The following is a 26,220-nucleotide window of genomic DNA, read 5'->3' on the forward strand; positions in this document are numbered from 1 at the left end:
CGGCAGGTGGCGGTATCTATCCACCACCTTGCCTCTGCGCTTCCTGATTAGGCTGGCCAATCCAGCCCTCTCTCACGGAAGACGCCATGCCTGACACCAACCCACTCCTGCAACATTGGCAGTTGCCGCCCTGGGCGGCGATACGCGCCGAACATCTGCTGCCAGCAGTCGAGCGCATCGTTGCCGACAACCTGCTGATCATCGAAAACGTCATCGCCACTCAGGTCGATCATCCCAACTGGGACGACGTGGTAATTGCCATCGATGAAGCCGATGCGCGCCTGGATGAAACCATGGCGATCATCGAATTCCTCTCGATCAGTCATGCCGATGAGCCCCAGTGGTTGATGCAGGAAGCCCTGAGTACGCACGCCGCGCAGCGTTACAAGACTGCGAAGGCCGGCAATCGACAGTTGCTCCAGGTTTATCAACGATTGGCACAGAGCTCCATAGCCGCTAGCTTCAGTGATGCACGCAAAGCCTCGCTGGCGAAAATCCTGCGCCGGTTTCACTTGGCGGGAAGCGAATTGTCGAGTGCGCAGCGCAAGGATCTGGCGCGATTGAACGGCGAAATCGATCTGCTGGAAAAGCGCTTCATGAGCAACCTCAAATCGGTCAACGCGGCATGGAGCAAGGACATCGACGATGCCGCGCTATTGGCGGGACTGCCGGCCGAAATGCAGGCGCATCTGGCCGCCAATGCCCACAAGGCCGGCCTGCCCGGGTGGCGGCTGACCCTGGATCAGAACACTTACCAACAGGTCATGAGGCGGGCACAACACCGCGGACTGCGCGAGGAGTATTTCAAAGCCTGGTGCACCCGCGCTTCGGATCAGGGGCCACAGGCCGGTCGCTTCGATAACGGGCCGGTTTTGCAGACGCTGCTGGCCGCACGTCATGCCAAAGCCCGGCTCTTGGGTTTTGACAACTTTGCCCATCTGCGCCTGCACAACCGGATGGCTACCGGCACCGATCAGGTTGGCCGTTTTTTGCGCCAGCAGATCGCCCGCAATGCCGTGTCACTGGCGGGCGAGACCGATGATTTGCAGGCCTTGGCCCGCGAGCACGGGGTTGAACAGCTAGAAGCGTGGGATCACGATTTCCTCGCCGAGCAATTACGCCTGAGGCAGTCCGGCGGCACGGAGCAGGACCTGCGCGAGTTCTTCGCGCTGCAAGCCACACTGCACAGCCTCTGCCGCTTCAGCGAGCATATGTTCGGTATCAGCATCAGCGAAAATACCGTCCACGAGCGTTTCGCCGAAAATGCTCGCCTGTTCGAAATCAGCGAGCGTCAGCAACCGGTTGGTTACATCTACATCGACCCGTTCCACCGCGACGCGGGCAACGACTATGCCTGGACCGGTGTACTGCGCAATCGACGGATCACCGCCGAAGGCCGACCATTACTGCCGATTGCCTCGCTTCAATGCAATTACCCGGCAGCGGAAAACGGGCAAACGCACCTGCTGGATCCGCAGGATCTGCGCGTTCTGCTGCACGAATTCGGCCATTGCCTGCATCACGTGCTGACGCGTTCGCCGCATTACAACCTGTCCGGCATTTCGCATCTGAGCCGCGACGCTGCCGAGTTTGTCGGGCAACTGTTCGAAAAATGGGCGTTATCCGGGCAATTCCTGCGCTGGCTGGGTACGCATCACCAGAGCGGTGAGCGTCTGTCCGAAGCGCAGGCCAATACCGCGTTTTCCGCCACAGGCATCCAGCGCAGCCGGGAAACGGCAATGCTGTTGCTGAACGCGCTGGTCGACTTCGAACTGCACCGCTGTCACGGTGACGGTCGCACTGTTCAGCAAGTAGTCGAGGATGTGCAAAGTGAGTTCGCGCACCTGTCCATCCCGGCCTACTGCCGCTTCGCCAACAGCTGCGATTATCTGGTTACCGGTTATGAGGCTTCGCTGTACGCCTACAAATGGTCGGGTGTGCTGGCGAGCGAGGCGTTCAAGCGCTTCGAACGTGAAGGTCTGTTCAACGAACAGACGGGCCGCGACATGCGCGAACACCTGCTCTCGGGGGACAGGCAGGCACTGCCCGCCGCACTGCAAGCCTTTCTCGGAAAACCCATCGACAACGCGCTATTTCCTGCGCCAGCCGCTTGAGCTGATCAACGCTGAACGTGGGCCGAGTCGAACCAGCTCTTCATCGAACACATGGCGAATGCACTGGTGCTGCATTCGCCATTGATCAAGGCTTCATGCAACCGATCGACATCGGCCTGCATCACGTAGCGCACGCTGTCGTGGAAATGCTGACTGTCACCAAAACCGCCCTCGGTCATTTCCTTGAGCGCCTGCTCTTTACTCCAGCCCTGTACCACCACGCGGTACATCGCCGCCATCAGTCCGGTGCGGTCAGAACCGTGCTTGCAGTGCATGAGCACCGGGCCGTCGGCTTCGGCGGACTGAATCGCGCGCAGAGCCTTGAGCACATCGCTGTCGTCGACGTGATTGGTGCGATACGGCAGTTGCACCTGCTTGATGCCCGGCGCGGAGAGCCAGTCGCTATCAGCGTCAGGCAGGAAGTTGATCACCGTGACGACATGCAGATCGTTCAACAGCGGCACCGCACTGCGGCTGGGCAAGGCGCTGCGATACAGCGTCGGTGACATGCGGAACAGGTTGAACTGCGCCTCTACCGGTTGCGCCCACTCGGCCGGGCGAGATGGCGTGGCGTCGGCCGCCCGGGCGGCAATGCCATGCAACAGTGCAACAAGCGAAAAACATAACGCGGGGAAAAAGCGCACTCGAGACATGCTGGGCTGACCGTTTCGGCAATCTTCATGGGAGGAATTGCAGCTTCGCTATCAAGCGGTCAATACGCCGTGAGCCGGCCGTCAAAGAAACGTGAATCGGCGCCTCGCCGGGCTTTTTTCCGTGCAAACGGTTTTTCTTGATGCTTAGCCTGCTACCATTTGTCACATGATGTTGCAGAGGGAACGGCTTTTACCCGACCGGACCCTGATCGTCGCAACGCAAAATTCCTCGAGCTGCTCGCAGAAGCGGCTGACTTCTATGCCTGATGAGGTGCCCCCCATGTCTGATCAAGATCGAGACAACCCGCGGCGTGAGTTCTTGCGCAAATCCCTGACCCTGATTCCGGTGGTCACGCTTGCCGGTACCGGCCTGGGCAGCAGCGTGCTGCAAGCCGCACCTGAAAGCACACCGGCGCCGGCCGCAGCAAAACCGGCCTCTGTCGCTGGTGACTATCAGCCGAGCTTTTTCACCGCTGAAGAATGGGCATTCATCAATGCCGCCGTCGCCCAGTTGATCCCCAACGACGCGCAAGGCCCCGGTGCCCTCGAAGCCGGCGTGCCGGAATACATCGACCGGCAGATGAACACCCCGTACGCCGCCGGTGCCCTGTGGTACATGCAAGGCCCGTTCAATGCCGACGCGGCACCGGAGATGGGCTGGCAGAGCAAACTGGTGCCCAAAGACATCTATCGCCTCGGCATCGCCGCCACGGATCAGTGGGTAAAAGGTTTGAGCGGTAAAACATTTGCCGAGCAAGACAGCGCTACCCGAGACGATTTGCTCAAGCAACTGGAAGCCGGCAAGCCGCAGTTCGATGCGGTGCCGGCGAAGATCTTCTTCAATCTGCTGCTGCAAAATACCAAGGAAGGTTTCTTCTGCGACCCGATCCACGGTGGCAATAAAGGCATGGTCGGCTGGACCATGATCGGTTTCCCCGGCGCCCGCGCCGATTTCATGGATTGGGTGGAACGCAACGAGCAATACCCCTTCCCGGCAGTGTCGATTCGCGGCGAGAGGGCGTAAGCATGGCAACGGTAATGAAGAAGGTTGATGCAGTCATCGTCGGTTTTGGCTGGACCGGCGCGATCATGGCCAAGGAGCTCACCGAGGCGGGTCTGAACGTGCTGGCGCTGGAGCGCGGGTCGATGCAGGACACCTACCCCGACGGCAACTATCCACAGGTGATCGACGAACTCACCTACAGCGTGCGCAAGAAACTCTTTCAGGACATCTCCAAAGAGACGGTGACCATTCGCCACAGCGTCAACGACATCGCCCTGCCCAACCGCCAGTTGGGCGCGTTTTTGCCGGGTAACGGCGTCGGCGGCGCCGGTCTGCACTGGTCGGGCGTGCACTTTCGCGTCGACCCGATCGAGTTGCGTATGCGCAGCCACTACGAAGAACGCTACGGCAAAAGCTTCATCCCCAAAGACATGACCATCCAGGATTTCGGCGTCAGCTATGAAGAGCTGGAACCGTTTTTCGACTTCGCGGAAAAAGTCTTCGGCACCTCCGGCCAGGCCTGGACGGTGAAGGGCCAACTGGTCGGTCAGGGCAAGGGCGGCAACCCATACGCGGCGGATCGTTCCAACCCGTTCCCGCTTGAAGCGCAGAAGAACACCGTATCCGCACAGCTGTTCGGCAAAGCGGCCACAGAAGTCGGTTACAAACCCTACAACCTGCCTTCGGCTAATACTTCGGGGCCGTACACCAATCCCTACGGCGCACAGATGGGGCCGTGCAATTTCTGCGGTTTCTGCAGCGGCTACGTCTGCTACATGTATTCCAAGGCCTCGCCGAACGTGAACATTCTGCCGGCGCTCAAGCCCCTGCCGAATTTCGAGCTGCGGCCCAACTCCCATGTGCTGCGGGTCAATCTCGACAGCACGAAAAGCAAAGCCACCGGCGTCACCTACATCGATGGCCAGGGCCGCGAGATCGAGCAGCCGGCGGATTTGGTGATCCTCGGCGCATTCCAGTTGCACAACGTGCGTCTGATGCTGCTGTCCGGGATCGGCAAACCGTACGACCCGATCAGCGGCGAAGGCGTGGTCGGGCGTAACTTCGCCTACCAGAACATGGCCACCATCAAGGCCTTCTTCGACAAGGACACCCACACCAACAACTTCATCGGCGCTGGCGGCAACGGCGTGGCGGTGGACGATTTCAACGCCGACAACTTCGACCACGGCCCGCACGGCTTCGTCGGCGGTTCGCCGATGTGGGTCAACCAGGCTGGCAGTCGACCGATTGCCGGCACCTCGAACCCGCCGGGCACACCGGCCTGGGGCAGCGCATGGAAACGCGCGACCGCCGATTACTACACCCACCAGGTGTCGATGGATGCCCACGGCGCGCATCAGTCCTACCGTGGCAACTACCTCGATCTCGATCCGGTGTACCGCGATGCCTACGGCCTGCCGCTGCTGCGCATGACCTTCGACTGGCAGGAAAACGACATCAAGATGAACCGCTTCATGGTCGAGAAAATGGGCAAGATCGCCCAAGCCATGGGCCCGAAAGCCATTGCAGTGATCGGCAAGCAGGTCGGCGATCACTTCAACACCGCCTCGTACCAGACCACCCACCTCAACGGTGGCGCGATCATGGGCACCGATCCGAAGACCAGCGCCCTGAACCGCTATTTGCAGAGCTGGGATGTGCACAACGTATTCGTCCCGGGCGCCTCGGCGTTCCCGCAGGGCCTGGGCTACAACCCGACCGGGCTGGTGGCGGCGCTGACCTACTGGTCGGCAAAAGCGATCCGCGAGCAATACCTGAAAAACCCCGGCCCGCTGGTGCAGGCTTAAGGAGCGATGACCATGAAAACCCTCGTTATCGCCACCGTCGCCCTGCTCGGCAGCACTGCAATTTATGCGGCCGATGTTGATCAAAATCTGATCAAGCAAGGCGAATACCTTGCCCGCGCCGGCGACTGCGTGGCCTGCCACACGGCCAAGGGCGGCAAGCCGTTCGCCGGCGGTCTGCCGATGGAGACGCCGATCGGCACGATCTACTCGACCAACATCACCCCGGACAAGACCGGTCTGGGCGACTACAGCTTCGAAGACTTCGATCAGGCCGTGCGCCACGGTGTGGCCAAAAACGGCAGCACGTTGTACCCGGCGATGCCGTATCCGTCCTACGCGCGGGTCAACCAGGCCGACATGCAAGCGCTGTACGCCTACTTCATGCACGGCGTCGAACCGGTGGCGCAGGAGAACAAGGCCAGCGACATTCCCTGGCCGTTGAGCATGCGCTGGCCGCTGATGGGCTGGCGCTGGCTGTTTGCGCCGAAGGTCGAGGATTACCAGGCCACATCGGCCGATCCGGTGATCGATCGTGGCGCATACCTGGTCGAAGGCCTCGGCCACTGCGGTGCCTGTCATACCCCGCGCGCGCTGACCATGCAGGAAAAATCCCTGAGCGCGGCGGACGGCAGCGAATTCCTCGCCGGCAGTGCACCGCTGGAAGGCTGGATCGCCAAGAGCCTGCGCGGCGATCACAAGGATGGCCTCGGCAGCTGGAGCGAAGAACAACTGGTGCAGTTCCTCAAGACCGGGCGCAGTGATCGCAGCGCAGTGTTCGGCGGCATGAGCGATGTGGTCACCCACAGCATGCAGTACATGAGCGACGCCGACCTCACCGCGATTGCCCGCTATCTCAAATCGCTACCGGCCAATGACCCGGCGGATCAGCCGCATCAGTACGACGAGAAAGTGGCCAAAGCGCTGTGGAACGGCGACGACAGCCAACGCGGCGCGTCGGTGTACATCGACAACTGCGCAGCCTGCCACCGTACCGATGGCCAGGGCTACACCCGGGTGTTCCCGGCGCTGGCGGGCAATCCGGTGCTGCAGACGGATGACCCGACATCGCTGATCCACATCGTGCTCAAGGGCGGGACTTTGCCGGCAACGCACACCGCGCCATCGACCTTCACCATGCCCGGTTTCGCCTGGCGCCTGTCGGATCAGGAAGTCGCGGATGTGGTGAGTTTCATTCGTGGCAGCTGGGGCAACAAGGGTGCGCCAGTGAAAGCTGCCGATGTTGCCGAGTTGCGTACGGAGGATATGAAGCAGACCTCCGGTGACGATCTTGGGCAGCTCACCTCGCATAACTGAGCGAAATGTGTCGACAGACCGCTGGCACGACATGACTTCGCATGTTGAGTCAGCGGTGTTCATCGTGTCGATTTCAGACCTCTGAACTGCACAAACGCATCCGCCAACTGCAAGTACAGTCTCTTGTCATGGTTATCGATATCGCCATCCCCGTCGCTATCGATAACCTCTTCGGAAAGCAGGTCATAGCGATCGTTTGCCTGCGATGAAGAGGCAAATAGCGCGTAGTCGTAGTCCATCATTTCGGTGGCGTTATCACCATAATGATAAAAAACAACCTCGGGACTTCCGTCGCGTTCCATGTCTGTAATTTCAAGCAAAATTCTGATTGGCATCACATTCAATCCATTCCGGTTGGCAAGACGTTATTAGTCATGAGGCTTTAACCTAAGACGGCGCTTGCAACCACGTCTACTGTCATATCTGACAGGGTGTATGTGCACACAGTTGTGGGAACGTCGGTTACGATCAGAGAAAGCCCTGAATGCTGTTCCTCTCCGCGAACATAGCGGACATGAACAACCACAACTGACCACTCGCCCGACGGCACTAGCCAGATGAGGATCGCCCCGATACTGTGCGCATATACAGTATCGGGGCGTTTTCATGTCTACTCCATTGCCACCTCGCGGTCGCGGCACCGCAACCAACCCGCACAACCGCTTTGCGCCCAGTCGTTCGGTGGCCGAGGACGATGGCTGGTATCAGGAAGTGCCAGAGACGCAAAACACCGAAGTGATCATCGAGAAGGCCAAATCGATCATCAGCCGCAACACCTCGCCGGATCTGCCCTTCGATCGTTCGCTCAATCCCTATCGCGGCTGCGAACACGGCTGCATCTATTGCTACGCACGGCCCAGCCACGCCTATTGGGACATGTCGCCGGGCCTGGATTTCGAAACCCGGCTGATTGCCAAGACCAATGCCGCCCAGGTCCTCGAGGAACAGCTGAGCAAACCCGGCTATCAATGTGCGCCGATCAATCTCGGCTCCAATACCGACCCGTATCAGCCCATCGAGCGCGAATACAAAATCACCCGTCAGACCCTGGAAGTGCTGCTGCGTTACCGGCATCCGGTGACCATTGTCACCAAAGGTTCGCTGATTCTGCGCGATCTCGATTTGCTGACCGAGTTGGCGCAGCAACGGCTGGTGTCGGTGATGATCAGCCTGACCACCCTGGACGACGAACTTAAACGCATCCTTGAACCGCGCGCCGCTGCGCCCAAGGCACGCTTGCGCGCGATCCGGGTGATGCGCGAAGCAGGCATTCCAGTCGGCGTGCTGTGTTCGCCGATGATTCCGATGATCAATGACAGTGAAATCGAAAGCCTGCTCAACGAGGCCCACGCCGCCGGTGCGCAAAGCGCTGCCTACATGATGCTGCGCCTGCCGCTGGAAGTCGCGCCGCTGTTCGAGGAGTGGTTGCAGGCGCACTATCCGCAACGTGCCGCCCATGTGCTGAGCCTGATCCGCCAGAGTCGCGGCGGTGAACTCTACGACAGTCGATTCGGCGCGCGGATGCGTGGTGAAGGGCCGTTTGCCGACCTGCTCGCACAAAGATTTGCCAAGGCCATCAAAAAGCTTGGCCTGAACAAACGCGAGGGCTATAACCTCGACTGCTCGGCCTTCTGTCCGCCGGGTCGCCAGATGTCGTTGATTTAGCGACAATTGGCTTTGGGTTGACGGGTTGGAATCCTTCCGCCGAAACACGCCGGTCACGTTTTTTGTGACCTGGAACACACGTTCTAGAGCGTTTGATTCAGTTTCAGTTAAGTTTCGGCGGCTACCTTGTTCATCGAGTGACTGACGGGTCGGGATGACCCGGATGGTTTAAACAGCCACTGGCTTCATACCGGAATACCGGGGAAGACTCCCTGAATCCGCACAAGAGGATGAATCATGAGTGACAAGGATAAACAGTCGTTGGCTGCCTCGGCGCAAAGCCCTGAAGCACAATCCGCCGATGCAGCACTGCGACAGATCGTTGATGGCTTTTTACGCTTTCACCATGACGTTTTTCCGCAGCAGGAAGAATTGTTCAAGAAGCTCGCCACCGCTCAGGCGCCCAAGGCGATGTTCATCACTTGCGCCGACTCGCGCATCGTTCCCGAGCTGATCACCCAGAGCTCGCCGGGCGATCTGTTCGTTACCCGTAACGTCGGCAACGTGGTGCCGCCCTACGGTCAGATGAACGGCGGCGTCTCCACCGCGATCGAATACGCGGTACTGGCGCTGGGCGTGCAGCACATCATCATTTGCGGCCACTCCGATTGCGGCGCCATGCGCGCGGTACTCAACCCCGACAGCCTGGAAAAAATGCCGACGGTCAAAGCCTGGCTGCGCCACGCTGAAGTCGCAAAAACCATGGTGCACGACAACTGCAACTGCACCGACGAAAAAGACAGCATGCCGATCCTCACCGAGGAAAACGTCATCGCCCAACTGCAGCACTTGCGTACCCATCCTTCGGTAGCCTCGCGCATGGCGAACGGTCATCTGTTCATCCATGGCTGGGTCTACAACATCGAAACCAGCGAAATCAAAGCTTACGACGCGGACCAGGGTCGTTTCCTGCCTCTCGACGGCAGCCATCCGATTCCTGTGGCGACGCCCAAAGCGCGCTTCTAAATCTTCCCAACAATCTGTGTGGTATGACGCCGGCCGCTGATTCAGCGGTCCGGCCTCGCCACGCCTGAAGAAAACTTCGGGAGAATCGCCATGCGTGCGGCTCAATTGAAAGCTGTGTTGCCACGGGAGCTGCTCGCTTCCGTGGTTGTGTTTCTGGTCGCCCTGCCGCTGTGCATGGGCATCGCGATTGCGTCAGGGCTGCCGCCGGCAAAAGGTCTGATCACCGGCATTATCGGCGGTCTGGTGGTCGGTTGGCTGGCGGGGTCGCCGTTGCAGGTCAGCGGTCCGGCGGCGGGTCTGGCAGTGCTGGTTTTCGAGCTGGTGCGCCAGCATGGCGTCGAGATGCTCGGACCGATCCTGCTGCTCGCCGGTTTTCTGCAACTGGTCGCCGGGCGGCTGAAGCTTGGCTGCTGGTTTCGGGTCACGGCGCCAGCGGTGGTCTACGGCATGCTCGCGGGCATTGGCGTGTTGATTGTGCTCTCGCAAATCCATGTGATGCTCGATGCCAAGCCGCAGCCTTCCGGGCTGGACAACCTCACGGCGTTCCCGGCGGCCGTGGCGCAGGCCTTGCCATCGTTGGGCTGGCAGGCGGGTCTGCTCGGCTTGTCGACGATTGCGGTGATGTGGCTGTGGGAAAAATTCCGTCCGCATTCGCTGCGCTTCATTCCCGGCGCATTGCTCGGTGTGGGTCTGGCGACGGTGGCGAGCCTGATGCTGGCGTTGCAGGTCAAGCGCGTTGAGGTACCGGCGAACCTGGCCGAAGCGATCGATTGGCTCAAGCCGGCCGACCTGATGAATCTGGCCGACCCGACACTGCTGATTGCCGCGTTCGCCGTGGCGTTTATCGCCAGTGCCGAAACCCTGTTGTCGGCGGCAGCGGTGGACCGCATGCACAGCGGCGTGCGTTCGGACTTCGACCGTGAACTGTCGGCGCAAGGTGTCGGCAACATGCTCTGCGGTCTGGTCGGCGCGCTGCCGATGACCGGGGTGATCGTGCGCAGTTCGGCCAACGTCCAGGCCGGTGCGACCACACGCTACTCGACGATTTTCCATGGCCTGTGGCTGCTGGCATTCGTGCTGTTGCTGTCGAGCGTGCTGCAAAGCATTCCGGTGGCGAGTCTGGCGGGTGTGCTGGTGTATACCGGCTTCAAGCTGGTCGACCTGAAAGCCTTCCGTGGTCTGGGCCGGTACGGGCGGATGCCGATGTTCACCTACGCCGCTACAGCGTTGGCGATCATCTTCACTGATCTGCTCACCGGTGTGCTGATCGGCTTCGGTCTGACCATGTTGAAGCTGGCGTTCAAGGCTTCGCGCCTGAAGATCAGCCTGATCGACTTGCCGCAGGACGGCGAGATGGAACTGCGTCTGGTTGGTGCAGCGACGTTCCTCAAAGTGCCGGCGCTGACCCAGGTGCTGGGCAGCATTCCTCACGGCACCACAGTGCATGTGCCGCTCAACAACCTGAGCTACATCGACCATTCGTGTCTCGAGTTGCTTGAGGAGTGGGGCCGGGCGAATGCGGCGAAGGGGTCGAAGCTGTTGATCGAATCGCGTGGGTTGAAGCGACGGCTTGAGGGGCGGGTGCGGACCAATACCGGGATTGGTGCGGCTGGCTAGATCTTCCTGCCTGAGCACAAACCCTGTGGGAGCGAGCCTGCTCGCGAAAGCGGTGTATCAGCCAACAGAGATGTTGAATGATCGACCGCATTCGCGAGCAGGCTCGCTCCCACATTGCATCTATGGTGTATGAGGGTTACGCAGCAGGCTGATCCAGCTCAAGCCCCACACCCAACCGGCGGCTCATGCACGGCCAGCGTTTCCACGCCGCGCCAGTGTCCGGGCTGCTGAGTTTTTCGCGGTAGGCTTCTACCGATTCCAGGGCAAAACTTTCCTCGTTGAGCATCTCGTCGATCGCGTGATGCACCGCTTCGTCCAGTTGGTTGGCAAATTCCTCACCGATCAATTGGTGAGCAATCAGGTTGGCGACCGTCATGTCCAAGGGGATCAACGGCTGGCCGAAGTGCTTGATGTACAGGTCGTTGACCTCTTCGACAAAACGGTGTGCCAGATAGGCCTCGTCGAGCAGGCTGTCCAGGCCGACATGTCCGGCCATGATCGCTGGCGGCTGGAGGAAATACTGCTCGGCGATCTTCAGCACCGGTTTGATCTGCGATTCGATGCCGGCTTCCCTGGCGACTTCATTGGCTGCATCCAGCAGATCGGGTACTTCATCGATGTAGGCGGCGACAAAACGTGTCAGAACGCCCTGGGCGTCGGCTTCCGGCAACTGGATCGCCGGGTGCAGGTGAGGCAGCTTGCTTTCCAGCTGACGGGTCAGCAGGCCGGTGTCTTTTTCGTGCTGTTGGGCTTGTTGGATCTGCTCGCGCAATGCGGCGGTGTTCATGAAAACTCCAGGAAACAAGGCAATGAAATAGGGAAGACATAACTTAGCTGGCTTACGAAAAACGCTAAGACGCATTTGTCATAATTATTTCATCCTTGATGCAGCTGCGTTATATCCATTCGCCACCACTCGTCTGCATCCTTCTCCATTCGGGCACTTGAACGCAAGCGCCGGGTGTTTCAGCTCATTTACGTGCCCGGGTTGCAAATCCCGGGCGCTGTCTATACTCGCCAATGAATGGAGTTAGCTGATGACGCCCGACTGCACCCGCAGCAAGGCCCGGCGATTCAAGTTCGTAGTCTGATGCAGCCGCTCCCTTGCCGCAGGCGATACGCCGGCGGGATAACAAGAACGATAAGGGGAACCCGCAATGATGCGACATCCACATGTCTGGATGGGCCTCCTGTTGTGGTCGATTTTCAGCCCGGCCAACGCGGCCTGGACTGTGAATATGGCGCCTGGAGCGACTGAAATCAGTCACGCAGTATTCGACCTGCACATGACCATTTTCTGGATCTGTGTGGTGATCGGGATCATCGTCTTCGGCGCCATGTTCTGGTCGATGATGGTGCACCGCCGCTCTACCGGCCAGGTCGCGGCCAAATTCCACGAAAGCACCGGCGTCGAGATCATGTGGACCATCGTGCCGCTGCTGATCCTGGTGGCCATGGCCGTCCCCGCCACCGCGACGCTGATCAAGATGTACGACACCAGCGAGCCGGACATCGATATCCAGATCACCGGTTATCAGTGGAAGTGGCACTACAAATACCTGGGCCAGGACGTTGAGTTCTTCAGCAACCTGGCCACCCCCGCCGAACAGATTCACAATAAAGAAGCCAAGGGCGAGCACTACCTGCTCGAAGTCGACAAGCCGCTGGTGCTGCCGATCGGCGCCAAGGTGCGCTTTCTGGTGACCTCGGCTGACGTCATTCACTCATGGTGGGTGCCGGCGTTTGCGGTCAAGCGCGACGCGATCCCCGGGTTCGTCAACGAAGCCTGGACGCGCATCGACAAACCCGGCCTCTACCGTGGCCAGTGCGCCGAATTGTGCGGCAAGGACCACGGCTTCATGCCGATCGTGGTCGAGGTCAAGGAACAGGCCGACTACGAAAAATGGCTCGCCGAGCGCAAGGCCGAGGCCGCGCAGCTCAAAGAACTGACCAGCAAGGAATGGACCCTCGACGAGCTCAAGGAACGCGGCGACAAGGTTTACCACACCACTTGCGTGGCCTGTCACCAGGCTGAAGGCCAGGGCCTGCCGCCGATGTTCCCGGCGCTCAAGGGCTCGAAAATCGCCACCGGGCCGATCAAGGACCACCTGAGCATCGTCTACCACGGCAAACCGGGCACCGCCATGGCGGCGTTCGGCAAACAGCTGTCGGAAGTCGATATCGCAGCGGTCGTGACTTACGAACGTAACGCCTGGGGCAACAACAAGGGCGACATGGTCACGCCAAAAGAAGTGCTGGAGCTGAAACAGGCGGAAAGCAAATGAGCCGGTCAATTGCGTATTCAGTGAACCGGTCGGGGCAGCGCGCCCTGGCCTGCCCCGTCCACTTTCGTGAAGGAGACCGGCCATGAGCGCTGTCATCGATGACCACGGTCACGCCGACCACGCCCACGGCCCCGCCAAAGGCCTGATGCGCTGGGTGCTGACCACCAACCACAAGGACATCGGCACGCTGTACCTGTGGTTTGCCTTCTGCATGTTCCTGCTCGGCGGCTCGTTCGCCATGGTCATTCGCGCCGAGCTGTTCCAGCCCGGCCTGCAGATCGTGCAGCCGGAATTCTTCAACCAGATGACCACCATGCACGGTCTGGTCATGGTGTTCGGCGCGGTGATGCCGGCCTTCGTCGGCCTCGCCAACTGGATGATCCCGCTGATGGTCGGCGCGCCGGACATGGCGCTGCCGCGGATGAACAACTTCAGCTTCTGGCTGTTGCCGGCGGCGTTTCTGCTGCTGGTCTCGACCCTGTTCACCCCCGGTGGCGGGCCGAATTTCGGCTGGACGTTCTACGCGCCGCTGTCGACGACTTATGCACCGGAAAGCGTGACGTTCTTCATCTTCGCCATCCACTTGATGGGCATCAGTTCGATCATGGGCGCGATCAACGTAGTCGCGACCATCCTCAACCTGCGCGCACCCGGCATGACCCTGATGAAAATGCCGCTGTTCGTGTGGACCTGGCTGATCACCGCGTTTCTGCTGATCGCAGTGATGCCGGTGCTCGCTGGCTGCGTGACGATGATGCTCATGGACATCCACTTCGGCACCAGTTTCTTCAGTGCTGCCGGCGGTGGTGATCCAGTGCTGTTCCAGCATGTGTTCTGGTTCTTCGGCCACCCCGAGGTGTACATCATGATCCTGCCGGCGTTCGGCGCGGTCAGCCAGATCATCCCGACCTTCGCGCGCAAACCGCTGTTCGGCTACACCTCGATGGTCTACGCCACGGCGAGTATCGCGTTCCTGTCGTTCATCGTCTGGGCGCACCACATGTTCGTGGTCGGCATCCCGCTGGTGGGCGAGTTGTTCTTCATGTACGCGACCATGCTGATCGCCGTGCCTACGGGTGTGAAAGTGTTCAACTGGGCCAGCACCATGTGGCAGGGCTCGATGACCTTCGAGACGCCGATGCTGTTTGCCGTGGCGTTCGTCATCCTGTTCTCGATCGGTGGTTTTTCCGGGCTGATGCTGGCGATCGCCCCGGCGGACTTCCAGTACCAGGACACCTACTTCGTTGTCGCGCACTTCCACTACGTGCTGGTGCCCGGGGCGATCTTCGGCATCTTCGCCTCGGCCTATTACTGGCTGCCGAAGTGGACCGGGCACATGTACGACGAAACCCTCGGCAAGCTGCATTTCTGGCTGTCGTTCGTGGGCATGAACCTGACCTTTTTCCCGATGCACTTCGTCGGCCTTGCGGGGATGCCGCGACGGATTCCGGACTACAACCTGCAGTTCGCCGACTTCAACATGGTCTCGTCGATCGGCGCGTTCATGTTCGGCGCCACGCAGATCTTCTTCCTGTTCATCGTCATCAAGACCATCCGTGGCGGCGCACCGGCCCCGGCCAAACCGTGGGACGGCGCCGAAGGGCTGGAGTGGAGCGTGCCGTCGCCGGCGCCGTATCACACCTTCACCACGCCGCCGGAAGTGAAATGAACACCTCCTGTTTTTTGCAATGTGTACAGAGGCACAGATCCCCAGTGGATGCTCACATATCTTCTGTGGATGTACACAGATCCCCCGTGGCGAGGGGATTTATCCCCGTTGGGCTGCGCAGCAGCCCCAAAATCTGCAATCGGGGTGTATCAGGCACACCGCATGCGCCGGGTTTACGACTGCTGCGCAGCCGGTCGGGGATAAATCCCCTCACCACAGCATCACCGGCCACCAGGGAACACGAGGGAGGCATGAACCATGGCTGACTCGATCTCGCTGGAGAAGCTCGTCACCCGCCTGCTGCTGGTGGTGGTGGCGATGTTCGTCTTCGGTTTCGCCTTGGTGCCGATCTACGACGTGATGTGCAAAGCCTTCGGCATCAACGGCAAGACCGGCGGCCAGTATGCGGGGGAGCAAGTAGTGGACACGTCGCGCCAGGTGCGCGTGCAGTTTCTCTCGACCAACACCGCCGACATGCCGTGGGACTTTTACCCGAAACACGACGAGATGACCGCCAATCCCGGCGCCGTGAACGAGATGGTCTTCATCGCACGCAATCCCACCGACAAACCGATGAGTGCGCAAGCGGTGCCGAGTATTGCGCCGAGCAACGCCGCGGCGTTTTTCCACAAGACCGAATGCTTTTGCTTTACCCAGCAGGTGCTGCAACCCGGTGAACAGATCGAGATGCCGGTGCGTTTCATCGTTGACCGCGACATGCCCAAGGAAGTGAAGCACCTGACGCTGTCCTACACGCTGTTCGATATCACCGCCCGACATCCGCCGGTGGCTGTTAACACTGGCGGTTGAGCGTGGCCGATAAGGAGAACAATAAATGGCAACTCATGAGCATTATTACGTCCCGGCCCAGAGCAAATGGCCGATCATCGCCACGCTCGGGATGTTCGTCACCGTGTACGGCCTCGCCACCTGGTTCAACGATCTCAAGGCCGCACGCCCGGATTCCCACGGCCCGCTGATCTTTTTCGTCGGCGGCCTGCTGTTGGCGTACATGCTGTTCGGCTGGTTCGGTGCGGTGATCAAGGAGAGTCGCGCAGGGCTATACAGCCCGCAGCTGGACCGCTCGTTCCGCTGGGGCATGAGCTGGTTCATCTTTTCCGAGGTGATGTTCTTCGTCGCCTTCTTCGGCGCGCTGTTCTATGTGCGCCATGTGTCCGGGCCGGCGCTGGGCGGTGAGGGGCCGAAAGGCATCGCGCACATGCTCTGGCCGAACTTCGAATTTGTCTGGCCGCTGCTGCACACACCTGATCCGAAACTGTTCCCGCCGCCAAAAGAAGTCATCAGCCCGTGGGGCCTGCCGCTGATCAACACCATTCTGCTGGTCAGCTCCAGCGTGACCATCACCATCGCCCACCATGCGCTGAAGAAAGGCCATCGCGGTGCACTGAAACTGTGGCTGGCGATCACCGTACTGCTGGGCATCGCGTTCCTCGGTTTCCAGGCCGAGGAATACATCCACGCCTATAAAGAGCTGGGGTTGACCCTCGGCTCGGGCATCTACGGCGCGACGTTCTTCATGCTCACCGGATTCCACGGCGCCCACGTGACCATCGGCACGATCATCCTGTTCGTGATGCTGATGCGCATCATGAAAGGCCACTTCGACAACGAGCACCAGTTCGGTTTCGAGGCGGCGAGCTGGTACTGGCACTTCGTCGATGTGGTGTGGATCGGTTTGTTCTTCTTCGTTTACGTCCTCTGACTGCTGGCGCTACCAGGGCGCATGGGACACCAACTGGCCGCTATAGAAACCCCAGGCCATCAGGCCGACGGTGACCACGGCCAGCGCCACCCGAACACTCAAGGCGATGACCAGGCGATTGGAGCTGCTGTCGTCCTTGACCAGGAAAAACAGGCCGCTGAACAGGCTGACGACCGTGGCAATCAGCATCAGGACGATCGCTGCTTTGAACATGGCAAGACTCCGGGGGACAGGCGATGCAATTGAGTATAGCGATCGCGATGACTGACTTTATGGCGCGCCCATGAAGCGCTTTCGCCCGGGCGTGATTCCCACTGTCGTGGTGGCGCTGTTGCTGCCGCTGATGGTTGCGCTGGGCTTCTGGCAACTGGGCCGGGGCGCGGAGAAAACCGCGCTGCTGGCCAGTTATGCCGAACGTCGCGTGGCCGAACCGCTGGCCAGCAGTGAACTGCTCGCCAGCGCCGACCCGGCTTACCGCCGCGTGCGCCTGCACGGCCAGTTCGACCCCGCCCATACCCTGTTGCTCGACAACCGCCAGCGTGGCGGCAAGGTCGGCGTTGAACTGCTGCAACCGTTTCAGGATCAACGCAGCGGTCTCTGGCTGCTGGTCAATCGCGGCTGGCTGCCTTGGCCCGACCGGCGTGTGCCGCCGCAATTCACGACACCCGCCGAGGCGCTGACGCTCGACGCCTGGGTCTATGTCGCCCCCGGCGCAACGTTCCAGTTGCACGCCGATCCGGTCAGCAGTGTCTGGCCGCAGACCATCACCGCCGTCGAGCCGGGCAAATTGTGGCAAACCCTGGAGCGCGACGGCTTCGCCTACGAATTACGGGCCGAACCCGGCCCGGTCAGCTATCAGACCGATTGGCCGGTAGTCGCGATGGGTCCGGAAAAACACCTCGGCTACGCCGTGCAATGGTTCGCCATGGCCACGGCCCTGCTCGGTCTTTACCTCTATTTGGGCTGGCACAACGCAAAGGAGAAACGCCATGGGAAGCGCCATGAATCCACCCAGCATGTCTGAGGCCAAACCCGTTCCCAGCCGCCGGCGCGGGCGCATTCAGTTGTTGCTGATCGTGCTTGGCGTGGTCGGGCCGATGCTGCTCGCCACCGGCATGTACAAATTGCAGTTCTGGGTGCCGGAAGGACGCAGCTATCACGGCGAGCTGATCGGCAACGGCCAGACCCGCGCCGACCTCGGCGTGCAGGCCGACGAGCAGCGCTGGCAGATTCTGGTCACGGCGCCGAAGGATTGCGCCGTCGATTGCCAGCAACTGGTTTATCTGGCGCGGCAGATCCAGATCAGCCTCGGCCGCGAAGCCGGCCGCGCCAGCCACGCCCTCGCCGCCGCGCAACCACTGAGCGCCGATTACGCCGCCAAGCTCGACCGTGAATATCCGCAGCTGCAGCGCTATCCGCTGGATGCCGGGGTGTTCAACAAGACCACCGGCGACAAAGCCGTGCCGCAGCTGTGGATCGTCGACCCACACGGCAATCTGGTGCTGCGTTACGAGCCGAATGTGAAGGGCAAGGATCTGCTTAACGACCTGCGGCATCTGCTGAAACTGTCGAACATCGGATGAGGGCATCGTCATGGCCAAACCTGGATTTCGCCTCGCGCTGTTTGCCACCCTGCTGGCACTGATTGTAGTGCTGCTCGGCGCCTACACCCGCCTGACCCACGCCGGCCTCGGCTGCCCGGACTGGCCAGGCTGCTACGGCTTTATCAGCGTGCCGAAAAGCGAGGCGCAACTGGCCCATGCCGAACTGCACTTCCCTGACGCGCCAGTGGAGGCGCACAAGGGCTGGAACGAGATGATTCACCGCTACTTCGCCGGCACCCTCGGTTTGCTGATTTCAGTGCTGGCCGGGCGCGCGTGGGTCAACCGGCGCCATCCGGGCCAGCCGCTGAAACTGCCGCTGTTTCTGCTGGCGGTGGTCATCGCCCAAGCGGCGTTCGGTATGTGGACGGTGACGCTCAAGCTCTGGCCACAAGTGGTCACCGGACATTTGCTCGGCGGCTTTGCCACGTTGAGTCTGCTGTTTCTGTTGACGCTGAGGTTATCCGGCGTGCTGCCGGCGCTGACGGTACCGAAGCGCCTGCAATATTGGGCGACGGCGGGGCTGCTGCTGGTGATCGGCCAGATCGCCTTGGGCGGCTGGGTCAGTTCCAACTACGCAGCGGTGGCCTGCATCGACTTCCCCACCTGCCACGGCCAATGGCTGCCGCCGGCGGACTTCGCCAACGGTTTCCACCTGACCCAGCACATCGGCCCGAATTATCTCGGCGGGCAACTCGATAGCGATGCACGCACGGCGATTCACCTGACTCACCGCATCGGCGCTTTGCTAGTGACGGTCGTACTGCTCGGTCTGGCCTGGCAGTTGAAAGCGGTAGGCATGACCCGATTGGCCGGATTGCTGCTGATCGCCCTTGCGGCGCAGATCACCCTCGGCATCAGCAACGTGCTGTTTCATCTGCCGCTGCCGGTGGCCGTCGCCCATAACGCTGGCGGTGCGGCGTTATTGCTGACGCTGGTACTGGTCAATTACCACGCCCGCACCAGCCTGCTGCGGGTGAGCCAACCGGTGCTGGCGCGCTGGCGCTTGAGTGCGCACAAACCTGCCGTTGCGCCCATCGCATTGAAAGGAGAAACGCCATGGCGAGTCTGATCGGCGAGCGTGCGGCGCAAGCGCTGTGGCGCGATTATCTGGAGCTGACCAAACCGAAAGTCGTGGTGCTGATGCTGATCACCTCGCTGGTCGGCATGTTCCTCGCCACCCGCGCGGGCGTACCGTGGACAGTGCTGGTGTTTGGCAATCTGGGCATTGCGTTGTGTGCCGGCGGTGCGGCGGCGGTCAATCATGTGGTCGATCGGCGTATCGATGCGGTAATGGCGCGCACGCACAAACGTCCCTTGGCCGAAGGCCGGGTTTCACCTGCGGCGGCGCTGACCTTCGCCTTGGTGCTGGCGCTGCTCGGTCAGGCGCTGCTGCTGACTTTCACCAATCAGCTGACCGCGTGGCTGACCCTCGCCTCGCTGCTCGGTTACGCGGTGGTCTACACCGGTTTTCTCAAGCGTGCGACGCCGCAGAACATCGTCATCGGCGGCCTCGCTGGCGCGGCGCCACCGCTGCTCGGCTGGACCGCCGCCACCGGCCATGTCAGCGCCGAACCGCTGTTGCTGGTGCTGATCATCTTCGCCTGGACCCCGCCGCATTTCTGGGCGCTGGCGATTCATCGCAAGGAGGAATACGCCAAGGCCGACATTCCGATGCTGCCGGTGACCCATGGCGAGCACTACACCAAAGTGCACATTCTGCTCTACACCTTCGCGCTGCTGGCAGTGAGCCTCTTGCCCTACGTGATTCACATGAGCGGCGTGCTGTATCTGGTCTGTGCGCTGGCGTTGGGCGCAAGGTTTCTGCAATGGGCCGTGGTGCTGTACCGTGGCACTAGGCCGCACGCGGCGATCAATACCTTCAAGTACTCAATCTGGTACTTGTTCCTGTTGTTCATCGCCCTGCTCGTAGACCACTACTTACTGTTGAACCTATGACCCGAACCCAGAAAACCGTCTTCATCCTCGTCGCCGTGATCGCGCTGATCCTCGGGCTTACCGTCAACAAAGTGCTCAGCGGCAAAGGCCAGGGCGACCCGACTGCGCTGATCGACGCCGGAATCATCCTGCTGCCGCAGAGCCGCAACCTGCCGGACGTGACCATGACCGATCAGGACGGCAAACCGGTTGCCATCGATGAGTTGAAAGGCAAGTGGAGTCTGTTGTTCTTCGGCTACACCTTCTGCCCGGACATCTGCCCGACCACCCTGGCGCAACTGCGACAGATCAAGAGTGAATTGCCGAAAGAGGCTGTGGATAAATTGCAGATCGTACTGGTCAGCGTCGACCCCAACCGCGACACGCCGAAGCAGTTGAAACAGTACCTGGGCTACTTCGATCCGCAGTTCATTGGCCTGACGCCTTCATCTATCGAAGAGCTGCAGAAGGTGGCGAATGCGGTGAGCATTCCGTTCATTCCGGCGGATACGAGTAAGCCGAATTACACGGTGGACCACAGCGGCAATCTGGCGGTGATCGGGCCGGATGGTACGCAGCGCGGGTTTATTCGCGCGCCGTTGAATAACACCAAACTGGTGGCGCAATTGCCGGTGATGCTCAACCGCAAATAAACGCAGAAAGCGAAAAGCCCCTCACCCTAACCCTCTCCCAGAGGGAGAGGGGACTGATTGGGGGATGCTGAAGCAATACGCCGACTTGTAAGCGCTGTGCTGAATCCATAATCGACTGGATCTTTCAGGTCGATGCATAGCGCCAGACACCTCGGTCGGCCCCCTCTCCCTCTGGGAGAGGGCTGGGGTGAGGGGCAGCTTCAAAGCAGGTCCAAAGCCAGACACCAGACACAAAAAAGGGGACGCCATTGGCGTCCCCTTTTTCATTGCAGCCATCCAAATCAGAACGCCGGCAATACCGCGCCTTTGTACTTCTCGGTAATGAACTGCTTCACTTGCGGGCTGTGCAGTGCAGCCGCCAGTTTCTTCATCGCGTCGCTGTCCTTGTTGTCAGCGCGGGACACGAGGATGTTCACGTACGGCGAGTCATTGCCTTCGATCACCAGCGCATCCTTGGACGGATCAAGCTTGGCTTCCAGCGCGTAGTTGGTGTTGATCAGCGCCAGATCGACCTGGGTCAGCACGCGCGGAATGGTCGCGGCTTCCAGTTCACGGATCTTCAGGTCTTTCGGATTCTCGGCGATGTCTTTGACGGTCGACAGGATGTTCTTCGAATCCTTGAGCTTGATCACGCCAGCCTTGTCCAGCAGCAACAGCGCACGGCCGCCGTTGGTGGCGTCGTTCGGGATCACCACGTTGGCACCGCCGGGCAGGTCTTTCAGATCCTTGATCTTGCTCGAATAAGCGCCCAGTGGCTCCAGATGCACACCGGTCACGGCTACAAGATCCGTGCCCTTGGCCTTGTTGAACTCATCAAGATACGGCTGGTGCTGGAAGAAGTTCGCGTCCAGACGCTTTTCCGCGACCTGTACGTTCGGCTGAATGTAGTCGGTGAAGACCTTGACCTTCAGATCCACGCCTTCCTTGGCCAGGGCCGGTTTGACGAACTCGAGGATTTCCGCGTGCGGCACCGGAGTGGCGGCAACGGTCAGGGTCTCGGCGTGGGCCGAAAACGCCGCAACAGCGGCGAAAGCAGCGATCAGTTTTTTCATTCAGCTAACTCCTTGTGAGGGCGCCCGCCAGCGAATGGCCCGCGCCTCTTGATTAAAAAACCGCTTATTTGCGCGAGAAATGCACGACCAGGCGGTCGCCAACCATTTGCAGCACTTGCACCAGAATCAACAGCAGCACCACGGTGACGATCATCACGTCGGTCTGGAAACGCTGGTAGCCGAAACGGATCGCCAGGTCGCCCAGACCACCGGCGCCGACCACACCGGCCATCGCCGTGTAGGACACCAGTGTAATCGCTGTCACTGTAATCGCTGCGAAGATGCCCGGACGGGCTTCCGGCAGCAGGGCGTTCATGATGATCTGCCGCGTGGTCGCGCCCATCGACTGGGTCGCTTCGATGATGCCGCGATCGACTTCGCGCAGCGCGGTTTCCACCAGACGCGCGAAGAACGGCGTGGCGCCCACCACCAGCGGCGGGATCGCCCCGGCCACACCCAGCGAGGTGCCGGTGATCAGCACGGTGAACGGGATCATCACGATCAGCAGAATGATGAACGGCAGCGAACGCAAAATGTTCACCACCAGCGACAGCACGGCGTAGAGGCCACGGTTCTCCAGCAACTGACGCGGGCTGCAGAGAAACAGCAGCACCCCCAGCGGCAGGCCGAGCAGCACGGTGAACAGCAACGAACCGCCGAGCATCAGCATGGTGTCGCCAGTCGCCAGCCAGATTTCGTACCAGTCGATATTGGCGAAGAAACTCATCAGGTCGGCCATTAGCGCAACACCTCCATGTGAACGTCAGCGGCGGTGAAGCGGGCGAACGCCGCCTCCATGTCGCCACCGGTGACAGCGAGGGTCAGTTGCCCGTACGGAATGTCTTTGATGCGGTCGATGCGACCGGCAAGGATGCTGTAGTCGACGCCGGTTTCCCGGGCGACGGTGCCGAGCAACGGCGCGTAGGTCGCTTCACCCTGGAAGGTCAGACGCACGATGCGCCCGGGCACGTGGGCGAAATCGTCACGCTGCTCGCTCTCGTCAATCTGCTCGCTTTCCTGGACGAAACGCTTGGTGGTCGGGTGCTGCGGATGCAGGAACACATCGGCCACCGGACCCTGCTCGACGATCACGCCGGCGTCCATCACCGCGACCTGATCGCAGACGCGCCGGATCACGTCCATTTCGTGGGTGATCAGGACAATGGTCAGTTTCAGTTCGCGATTGATTTCGGCCAGCAGTTGCAGGACCGATGCGGTGGTCTGCGGGTCGAGGGCGCTGGTGGCCTCGTCGCACAGCAGAATCTTCGGCTTGGTCGCCAGCGCACGGGCGATGCCGACGCGCTGCTTCTGACCGCCGGACAGTTGCGCCGGGTACTTTTTCGCGTGGTCGGACAGACCGACCCGCGCCAGCAGCTCGGCCACCCGTTGATTGATTTCACTGCCCGACAACTCACCGGCCAGGGTCAGCGGCAGGGCCACGTTGTCGGCGACGGTCTTGGAGGCGAGCAGATTGAAGTGCTGGAAGATCATCCCGACCTGCTGGCGGAAACGGCGCAGTCCGTTGGCGTCCAGTGCGGTGACTTCTTCGCCGTCGACGATGATCTTGCCGCCACTGGAGTCTTCCAGGCGATTGATCAGACGCAGCAGGGTACTTTTGCCCGCACCGGAATGGCCAATCAGGCCGAACACCTGACCGTTCTCGATGGCGAGACTGGTCGGGTGCAGCGCGGGAATATCCTTACCGGCAACGCGGTAAGTCTTGTGGACGTTTTGAAACTCGATCACGTAGCGAACCTTGTGGGGCGCGTTGGAAAAGGATCAGCGGTTAGCCGGGCGCGCATTTTAGCCTGTCCGTATAGAGGTTCTTAGCATTTATTTCGCAATTAACCTTCAATTTGGCAATAACGCGATCAAAGGTCAGATAAACGGAACGGCTGAAACGCTCATCAGTCACTACTTAAGCGACTTGAAACCCCTGGGTGCCGTGCCCGGGAATCACTCAAGGGTCTTCGGAAGGCATCCGGGGCCAAACGAGGAGTTTACGTCTGATGAGCATCAAAAAGCCTGCACCTGATAAAAGCGAAATGGCCGGGACCGATACCCCGGATCGCGCCAACACCAACGCCAAGCTCGACAGCCTGGAAGAATTCCGTTCCGACGCCACCGGTCAGGCACTGCGGACCAATCAGGGCGTGAAGATCGCCGACAACCAGAACACCCTCAAAGCCGGGCCGCGCGGGCCATCGCTGCTGGAAGACTTCATCATGCGTGAAAAGATCACGCACTTTGACCATGAGCGCATTCCGGAGCGTATCGTCCATGCGCGCGGTACCGGCGCCCACGGTTTCTTTCAGACCTACGAGAACCATGCAGCACTGACCAAGGCCGGTTTCCTGCAGGATCCGGGCAAGAAAACCCCGGTGTTCGTGCGTTTTTCTACGGTGCAGGGGCCACGGGGTTCCGGCGATACCGTGCGTGACGTGCGCGGCTTTGCGGTGAAATTCTTTACCGACGAGGGTAACTTCGACCTGGTCGGCAACAACATGCCGGTGTTCTTCATTCAGGACGCGATCAAGTTCCCGGACTTCGTCCACGCGGTGAAACCCGAGCCGCACAACGAAATCCCGACCGGCGGCTCGGCTCACGATACGTTCTGGGACTTCGTCTCGCTGGTGCCGGAATCGGCGCACATGGTGATCTGGGCGATGTCCGACCGGGCGATCCCGAAAAGCCTGCGCAGCATGCAGGGCTTTGGCGTACACACCTTCCGCCTGATCAACGCCGAGGGCAAATCACGCTTCGTCAAATTCCACTGGCGCCCTACCGCCGGCACTTGCTCGCTGGTGTGGGACGAGGCGCAGAAGCTCGCCGGTAAGGACACCGACTACCACCGCCGCGACCTGTGGGAAGCGATCGAGATGGGCGATTACCCGGAATGGGAACTGGGCGTGCAAATCGTCGAAGAAGAGAACGAACACGATTTCGACTTCGACATCCTCGACCCGACCAAGATCATCCCCGAAGAAATCGTCCCGATTACGCCGTTGGGCAAAATGACCCTGAACCGCAACCCGGACAACTTCTTCGCCGAAACCGAGCAGGTCGCCTTCTGCCCTGGCCACATTGTGCCGGGTATCGACTTCTCCAATGACCCGTTGCTGCAAGGTCGGCTGTTTTCCTATACCGACACGCAGATCAGCCGACTCGGCGGGCCGAACTTCCATGAGCTGCCGATCAACCGTCCGGTGGCGCCGTTCCACAACGGCCAGCGTGACGCGCAGCACCGCACCACCATCGACAAGGGTCGTGCCTCGTACGAGCCGAACTCGATCGACGGCGGTTGGCCAAAAGAAACCCCGCCAGCGGCACAGGACGGTGGTTTCGAGAGCTACCCGGAGCGCATCGATGCGGCGAAGATCCGTCAGCGCAGCGAATCGTTCAGCGATCACTTCTCCCAGGCCCGCTTGTTCTTCAACAGCATGAGCGACCACGAAAAAGAGCACATCATCGCTGCCTACAGCTTCGAGCTGGGCAAGGTCGAGCGTGAGTTCATCCGTGCCCGTGAAGTGAACGAGATCCTCGCCAATATCGACCTGACCCTGGCCAAACGTGTGGCTGAAAACCTTGGTTTGCCGGCACCAGCCAAAGGCACGGTCGAAGTGCGCAAGACCTCGCTGGAGCAATCGCCAGCGCTGAGCCAGGCCAACCTGCTGCCAGGCAACATCAAGACGCGCAAAGTGGCGATCCTTGCTGCCAACGGTGTTGACGCTGCGGCCATCGATGCGATGAAGAAGGCGCTGGAAGCCGAAGGTGCCCACGCGAAACTGCTTGGCCCGACCTCGGCGCCAGTGAAGACCGCTGATGGCAAAGCATTGCCGGTGGATGCCTCGATGGAAGGCATGCCTTCAATTGCGTTCGATGCGGTGTTCGTACCGGGTGGCGCGGCGTCGATTACCGCGTTGAGCGGTGACGGCGTAGCGCTGCATTATCTGCTGGAGGCCTACAAACACCTGAAGGCGATCGCGCTGCACGGCGAGGCCAAGCAGTTGCAGGACTTGCTGAAGCTCGACGCGGATGCGGGGCTGTTGCAGGGCGCGGATGTGGGTGCGTTGACCAAACCGTTCTTCGCCGCGATCGGCGAGCATCGGGTCTGGGCGCGGGAGCCTAAGGCCAAGGCTATTCCAGCGTAAAAGCAAAA

Annotated in this window: 24 protein-coding genes; 17 read left to right on the forward strand and 7 right to left on the reverse strand. The window is 60.6% G+C overall.

Annotated elements, in window-relative coordinates; all coding sequences use genetic code 11:
* Positions 1-86 precede the first annotated feature (86 nt).
* Positions 87-2,114, forward strand: coding sequence for a M3 family metallopeptidase (locus J2Y39_RS14810; RefSeq protein WP_310218462.1), 2,028 nt, complete (start codon positions 87-89; stop codon positions 2,112-2,114).
* Positions 2,115-2,119: 5 nt separating this feature from the next.
* Here the strand turns inward: J2Y39_RS14810 and J2Y39_RS14815 are convergent, their stop codons facing one another.
* On the reverse strand, positions 2,120-2,767 hold the full coding sequence (locus tag J2Y39_RS14815; protein WP_024015019.1) for a tyrosine-protein phosphatase: 648 nt from the start codon (positions 2,765-2,767) through the stop codon (positions 2,120-2,122).
* A gap of 280 nt (positions 2,768-3,047) precedes the next feature.
* On the opposite strand from J2Y39_RS14815, the gene J2Y39_RS14820 reads away from it, so the two are divergent.
* The 3 genes from J2Y39_RS14820 to J2Y39_RS14830 are packed head-to-tail and all read left to right on the forward strand — an operon-like array spanning position 3,048 to position 6,892.
* Positions 3,048-3,791: a gluconate 2-dehydrogenase subunit 3 family protein gene (locus tag J2Y39_RS14820; RefSeq protein WP_056791272.1), complete on the forward strand. Its 744-nt coding sequence runs from the start codon at positions 3,048-3,050 to the stop codon at positions 3,789-3,791.
* A 2-nt stretch (positions 3,792-3,793) separates the two neighbouring features.
* The gene (locus J2Y39_RS14825; protein WP_310218468.1) at positions 3,794-5,578 is read left to right on the forward strand and encodes a GMC family oxidoreductase; all 1,785 of its coding nucleotides are present in this window, start codon (positions 3,794-3,796) and stop codon (positions 5,576-5,578) included.
* A 12-nt stretch (positions 5,579-5,590) separates the two neighbouring features.
* Positions 5,591-6,892 carry a cytochrome c gene (locus tag J2Y39_RS14830; RefSeq protein ID WP_310218471.1) on the forward strand — a complete coding sequence of 434 codons (1,302 nt, stop codon included), beginning with the start codon at positions 5,591-5,593 and terminating at the stop codon, positions 6,890-6,892.
* A gap of 59 nt (positions 6,893-6,951) precedes the next feature.
* Here J2Y39_RS14830 and J2Y39_RS14835 read toward each other — a convergent pair whose 3' ends face one another.
* Complete coding sequence (locus J2Y39_RS14835) at positions 6,952-7,227, reverse strand: hypothetical protein (RefSeq protein WP_252868552.1); 276 nt, start codon at positions 7,225-7,227, stop codon at positions 6,952-6,954.
* A 271-nt stretch (positions 7,228-7,498) separates the two neighbouring features.
* Between J2Y39_RS14835 and J2Y39_RS14840 the strand changes: the two genes are divergently transcribed.
* The 3 genes from J2Y39_RS14840 (at position 7,499) to J2Y39_RS14850 (ending at position 11,140) form a co-directional block, all read left to right on the forward strand.
* A complete protein-coding gene (locus tag J2Y39_RS14840) occupies positions 7,499-8,557 on the forward strand; it encodes a PA0069 family radical SAM protein (protein ID WP_252868551.1) in 1,059 nt (352 codons plus the stop codon).
* Between the two features lie 237 nt (positions 8,558-8,794).
* Complete coding sequence (locus J2Y39_RS14845) at positions 8,795-9,523, forward strand: carbonic anhydrase (protein ID WP_016772323.1); 729 nt, start codon at positions 8,795-8,797, stop codon at positions 9,521-9,523.
* Positions 9,524-9,613: 90 nt separating this feature from the next.
* Positions 9,614-11,140, forward strand: coding sequence for a SulP family inorganic anion transporter (locus J2Y39_RS14850; protein ID WP_095182284.1), 1,527 nt, complete (start codon positions 9,614-9,616; stop codon positions 11,138-11,140).
* Between the two features lie 136 nt (positions 11,141-11,276).
* Here J2Y39_RS14850 and J2Y39_RS14855 read toward each other — a convergent pair whose 3' ends face one another.
* The gene (locus tag J2Y39_RS14855; RefSeq protein ID WP_041476468.1) at positions 11,277-11,927 is read right to left on the reverse strand and encodes a hypothetical protein; all 651 of its coding nucleotides are present in this window, start codon (positions 11,925-11,927) and stop codon (positions 11,277-11,279) included.
* Between the two features lie 370 nt (positions 11,928-12,297).
* Between J2Y39_RS14855 and coxB the strand changes: the two genes are divergently transcribed.
* The 4 genes from coxB (at position 12,298) to J2Y39_RS14875 (ending at position 16,817) form a co-directional block, all read left to right on the forward strand.
* Positions 12,298-13,425 carry a cytochrome c oxidase subunit II gene (gene coxB / locus J2Y39_RS14860; protein WP_016772326.1) on the forward strand — a complete coding sequence of 376 codons (1,128 nt, stop codon included), beginning with the start codon at positions 12,298-12,300 and terminating at the stop codon, positions 13,423-13,425.
* 82 nt (positions 13,426-13,507) lie between these two features.
* Positions 13,508-15,094, forward strand: a complete 1,587-nt coding sequence (ctaD, locus tag J2Y39_RS14865; protein WP_016772327.1) for a cytochrome c oxidase subunit I — start codon at positions 13,508-13,510, stop codon at positions 15,092-15,094.
* Between the two features lie 258 nt (positions 15,095-15,352).
* Entirely contained in the window at positions 15,353-15,904 is a 552-nt protein-coding gene (locus tag J2Y39_RS14870) for a cytochrome c oxidase assembly protein (protein WP_252877194.1), read from the forward strand.
* Positions 15,905-15,929: 25 nt separating this feature from the next.
* Positions 15,930-16,817 (forward strand): cytochrome c oxidase subunit 3, encoded by an 888-nt coding sequence (locus J2Y39_RS14875; RefSeq protein WP_095182286.1) that lies wholly within the window; start codon positions 15,930-15,932, stop codon positions 16,815-16,817.
* 9 nt (positions 16,818-16,826) lie between these two features.
* Here J2Y39_RS14875 and J2Y39_RS14880 read toward each other — a convergent pair whose 3' ends face one another.
* Entirely contained in the window at positions 16,827-17,030 is a 204-nt protein-coding gene (locus tag J2Y39_RS14880; protein WP_016772330.1) for a twin transmembrane helix small protein, read from the reverse strand.
* A 70-nt stretch (positions 17,031-17,100) separates the two neighbouring features.
* On the opposite strand from J2Y39_RS14880, the gene J2Y39_RS14885 reads away from it, so the two are divergent.
* The 5 genes from J2Y39_RS14885 to J2Y39_RS14905 are packed head-to-tail and all read left to right on the forward strand — an operon-like array spanning position 17,101 to position 21,009.
* A complete protein-coding gene (locus tag J2Y39_RS14885) occupies positions 17,101-17,841 on the forward strand; it encodes an SURF1 family protein (RefSeq protein ID WP_252877193.1) in 741 nt (246 codons plus the stop codon).
* On the forward strand, positions 17,807-18,400 hold the full coding sequence (locus J2Y39_RS14890) for a hypothetical protein (RefSeq protein WP_236167896.1): 594 nt from the start codon (positions 17,807-17,809) through the stop codon (positions 18,398-18,400). The genes J2Y39_RS14885 and J2Y39_RS14890 overlap by 35 nt, the downstream gene beginning before the upstream one ends.
* 10 nt (positions 18,401-18,410) lie before the next feature.
* Positions 18,411-19,490 (forward strand): heme A synthase, encoded by a 1,080-nt coding sequence (locus J2Y39_RS14895; protein ID WP_041476472.1) that lies wholly within the window; start codon positions 18,411-18,413, stop codon positions 19,488-19,490.
* On the forward strand, positions 19,478-20,377 hold the full coding sequence (gene cyoE / locus J2Y39_RS14900; protein ID WP_236167895.1) for a heme o synthase: 900 nt from the start codon (positions 19,478-19,480) through the stop codon (positions 20,375-20,377). Before J2Y39_RS14895 ends, cyoE begins: the two co-directional genes overlap by 13 nt.
* A complete protein-coding gene (locus J2Y39_RS14905) occupies positions 20,374-21,009 on the forward strand; it encodes an SCO family protein (protein WP_071173962.1) in 636 nt (211 codons plus the stop codon). Before cyoE ends, J2Y39_RS14905 begins: the two co-directional genes overlap by 4 nt.
* A 281-nt stretch (positions 21,010-21,290) precedes the next feature.
* On the opposite strand, the gene J2Y39_RS14910 is transcribed toward J2Y39_RS14905, so the two are convergent.
* The 3 genes from J2Y39_RS14910 to J2Y39_RS14920 form a co-directional block, all read right to left on the reverse strand.
* Complete coding sequence (locus J2Y39_RS14910; protein WP_095182290.1) at positions 21,291-22,061, reverse strand: MetQ/NlpA family ABC transporter substrate-binding protein; 771 nt, start codon at positions 22,059-22,061, stop codon at positions 21,291-21,293.
* A gap of 64 nt (positions 22,062-22,125) precedes the next feature.
* Positions 22,126-22,800 carry a methionine ABC transporter permease gene (locus tag J2Y39_RS14915; protein ID WP_016772337.1) on the reverse strand — a complete coding sequence of 225 codons (675 nt, stop codon included), beginning with the start codon at positions 22,798-22,800 and terminating at the stop codon, positions 22,126-22,128.
* The gene (locus J2Y39_RS14920; protein ID WP_095182291.1) at positions 22,800-23,807 is read right to left on the reverse strand and encodes a methionine ABC transporter ATP-binding protein; all 1,008 of its coding nucleotides are present in this window, start codon (positions 23,805-23,807) and stop codon (positions 22,800-22,802) included. The genes J2Y39_RS14915 and J2Y39_RS14920 overlap by 1 nt, the downstream gene beginning before the upstream one ends.
* Before the next feature lie 263 nt (positions 23,808-24,070).
* On the opposite strand from J2Y39_RS14920, the gene katE reads away from it, so the two are divergent.
* Positions 24,071-26,212: a catalase HPII gene (gene katE, locus J2Y39_RS14925; RefSeq protein ID WP_024014993.1), complete on the forward strand. Its 2,142-nt coding sequence runs from the start codon at positions 24,071-24,073 to the stop codon at positions 26,210-26,212.
* Positions 26,213-26,220: the final 8 nt, after the last annotated feature.

The organism is Pseudomonas sp. 2957 (assembly GCF_031456345.1).
GTDB classification, from domain to species: Bacteria; Pseudomonadota; Gammaproteobacteria; order Pseudomonadales; family Pseudomonadaceae; genus Aquipseudomonas; species Aquipseudomonas siliginis.

What these genes read in the sequence shown, in the direction of transcription:
- J2Y39_RS14810 (WP_310218462.1), top strand. Translation starts at nt 87, where the DNA reads ATGCCTGACACCAACCCACTCCTGCAACATTGGCAGTTGCCGCCCTGG.
- J2Y39_RS14815 (WP_024015019.1), bottom strand. Translation starts at nt 2,767, where the DNA reads ATGTCTCGAGTGCGCTTTTTCCCCGCGTTATGTTTTTCGCTTGTTGCA.
- J2Y39_RS14820 (WP_056791272.1), top strand. Translation starts at nt 3,048, where the DNA reads ATGTCTGATCAAGATCGAGACAACCCGCGGCGTGAGTTCTTGCGCAAA.
- J2Y39_RS14825 (WP_310218468.1), top strand. Translation starts at nt 3,794, where the DNA reads ATGGCAACGGTAATGAAGAAGGTTGATGCAGTCATCGTCGGTTTTGGC.
- J2Y39_RS14830 (WP_310218471.1), top strand. Translation starts at nt 5,591, where the DNA reads ATGAAAACCCTCGTTATCGCCACCGTCGCCCTGCTCGGCAGCACTGCA.
- J2Y39_RS14835 (WP_252868552.1), bottom strand. Translation starts at nt 7,227, where the DNA reads ATGCCAATCAGAATTTTGCTTGAAATTACAGACATGGAACGCGACGGA.
- J2Y39_RS14840 (WP_252868551.1), top strand. Translation starts at nt 7,499, where the DNA reads ATGTCTACTCCATTGCCACCTCGCGGTCGCGGCACCGCAACCAACCCG.
- J2Y39_RS14845 (WP_016772323.1), top strand. Translation starts at nt 8,795, where the DNA reads ATGAGTGACAAGGATAAACAGTCGTTGGCTGCCTCGGCGCAAAGCCCT.
- J2Y39_RS14850 (WP_095182284.1), top strand. Translation starts at nt 9,614, where the DNA reads ATGCGTGCGGCTCAATTGAAAGCTGTGTTGCCACGGGAGCTGCTCGCT.
- J2Y39_RS14855 (WP_041476468.1), bottom strand. Translation starts at nt 11,927, where the DNA reads ATGAACACCGCCGCATTGCGCGAGCAGATCCAACAAGCCCAACAGCAC.
- coxB (WP_016772326.1), top strand. Translation starts at nt 12,298, where the DNA reads ATGATGCGACATCCACATGTCTGGATGGGCCTCCTGTTGTGGTCGATT.
- ctaD (WP_016772327.1), top strand. Translation starts at nt 13,508, where the DNA reads ATGAGCGCTGTCATCGATGACCACGGTCACGCCGACCACGCCCACGGC.
- J2Y39_RS14870 (WP_252877194.1), top strand. Translation starts at nt 15,353, where the DNA reads ATGGCTGACTCGATCTCGCTGGAGAAGCTCGTCACCCGCCTGCTGCTG.
- J2Y39_RS14875 (WP_095182286.1), top strand. Translation starts at nt 15,930, where the DNA reads ATGGCAACTCATGAGCATTATTACGTCCCGGCCCAGAGCAAATGGCCG.
- J2Y39_RS14880 (WP_016772330.1), bottom strand. Translation starts at nt 17,030, where the DNA reads ATGTTCAAAGCAGCGATCGTCCTGATGCTGATTGCCACGGTCGTCAGC.
- J2Y39_RS14885 (WP_252877193.1), top strand. Translation starts at nt 17,101, where the DNA reads ATGAAGCGCTTTCGCCCGGGCGTGATTCCCACTGTCGTGGTGGCGCTG.
- J2Y39_RS14890 (WP_236167896.1), top strand. Translation starts at nt 17,807, where the DNA reads ATGGGAAGCGCCATGAATCCACCCAGCATGTCTGAGGCCAAACCCGTT.
- J2Y39_RS14895 (WP_041476472.1), top strand. Translation starts at nt 18,411, where the DNA reads ATGGCCAAACCTGGATTTCGCCTCGCGCTGTTTGCCACCCTGCTGGCA.
- cyoE (WP_236167895.1), top strand. Translation starts at nt 19,478, where the DNA reads ATGGCGAGTCTGATCGGCGAGCGTGCGGCGCAAGCGCTGTGGCGCGAT.
- J2Y39_RS14905 (WP_071173962.1), top strand. Translation starts at nt 20,374, where the DNA reads ATGACCCGAACCCAGAAAACCGTCTTCATCCTCGTCGCCGTGATCGCG.
- J2Y39_RS14910 (WP_095182290.1), bottom strand. Translation starts at nt 22,061, where the DNA reads ATGAAAAAACTGATCGCTGCTTTCGCCGCTGTTGCGGCGTTTTCGGCC.
- J2Y39_RS14915 (WP_016772337.1), bottom strand. Translation starts at nt 22,800, where the DNA reads ATGGCCGACCTGATGAGTTTCTTCGCCAATATCGACTGGTACGAAATC.
- katE (WP_024014993.1), top strand. Translation starts at nt 24,071, where the DNA reads ATGAGCATCAAAAAGCCTGCACCTGATAAAAGCGAAATGGCCGGGACC.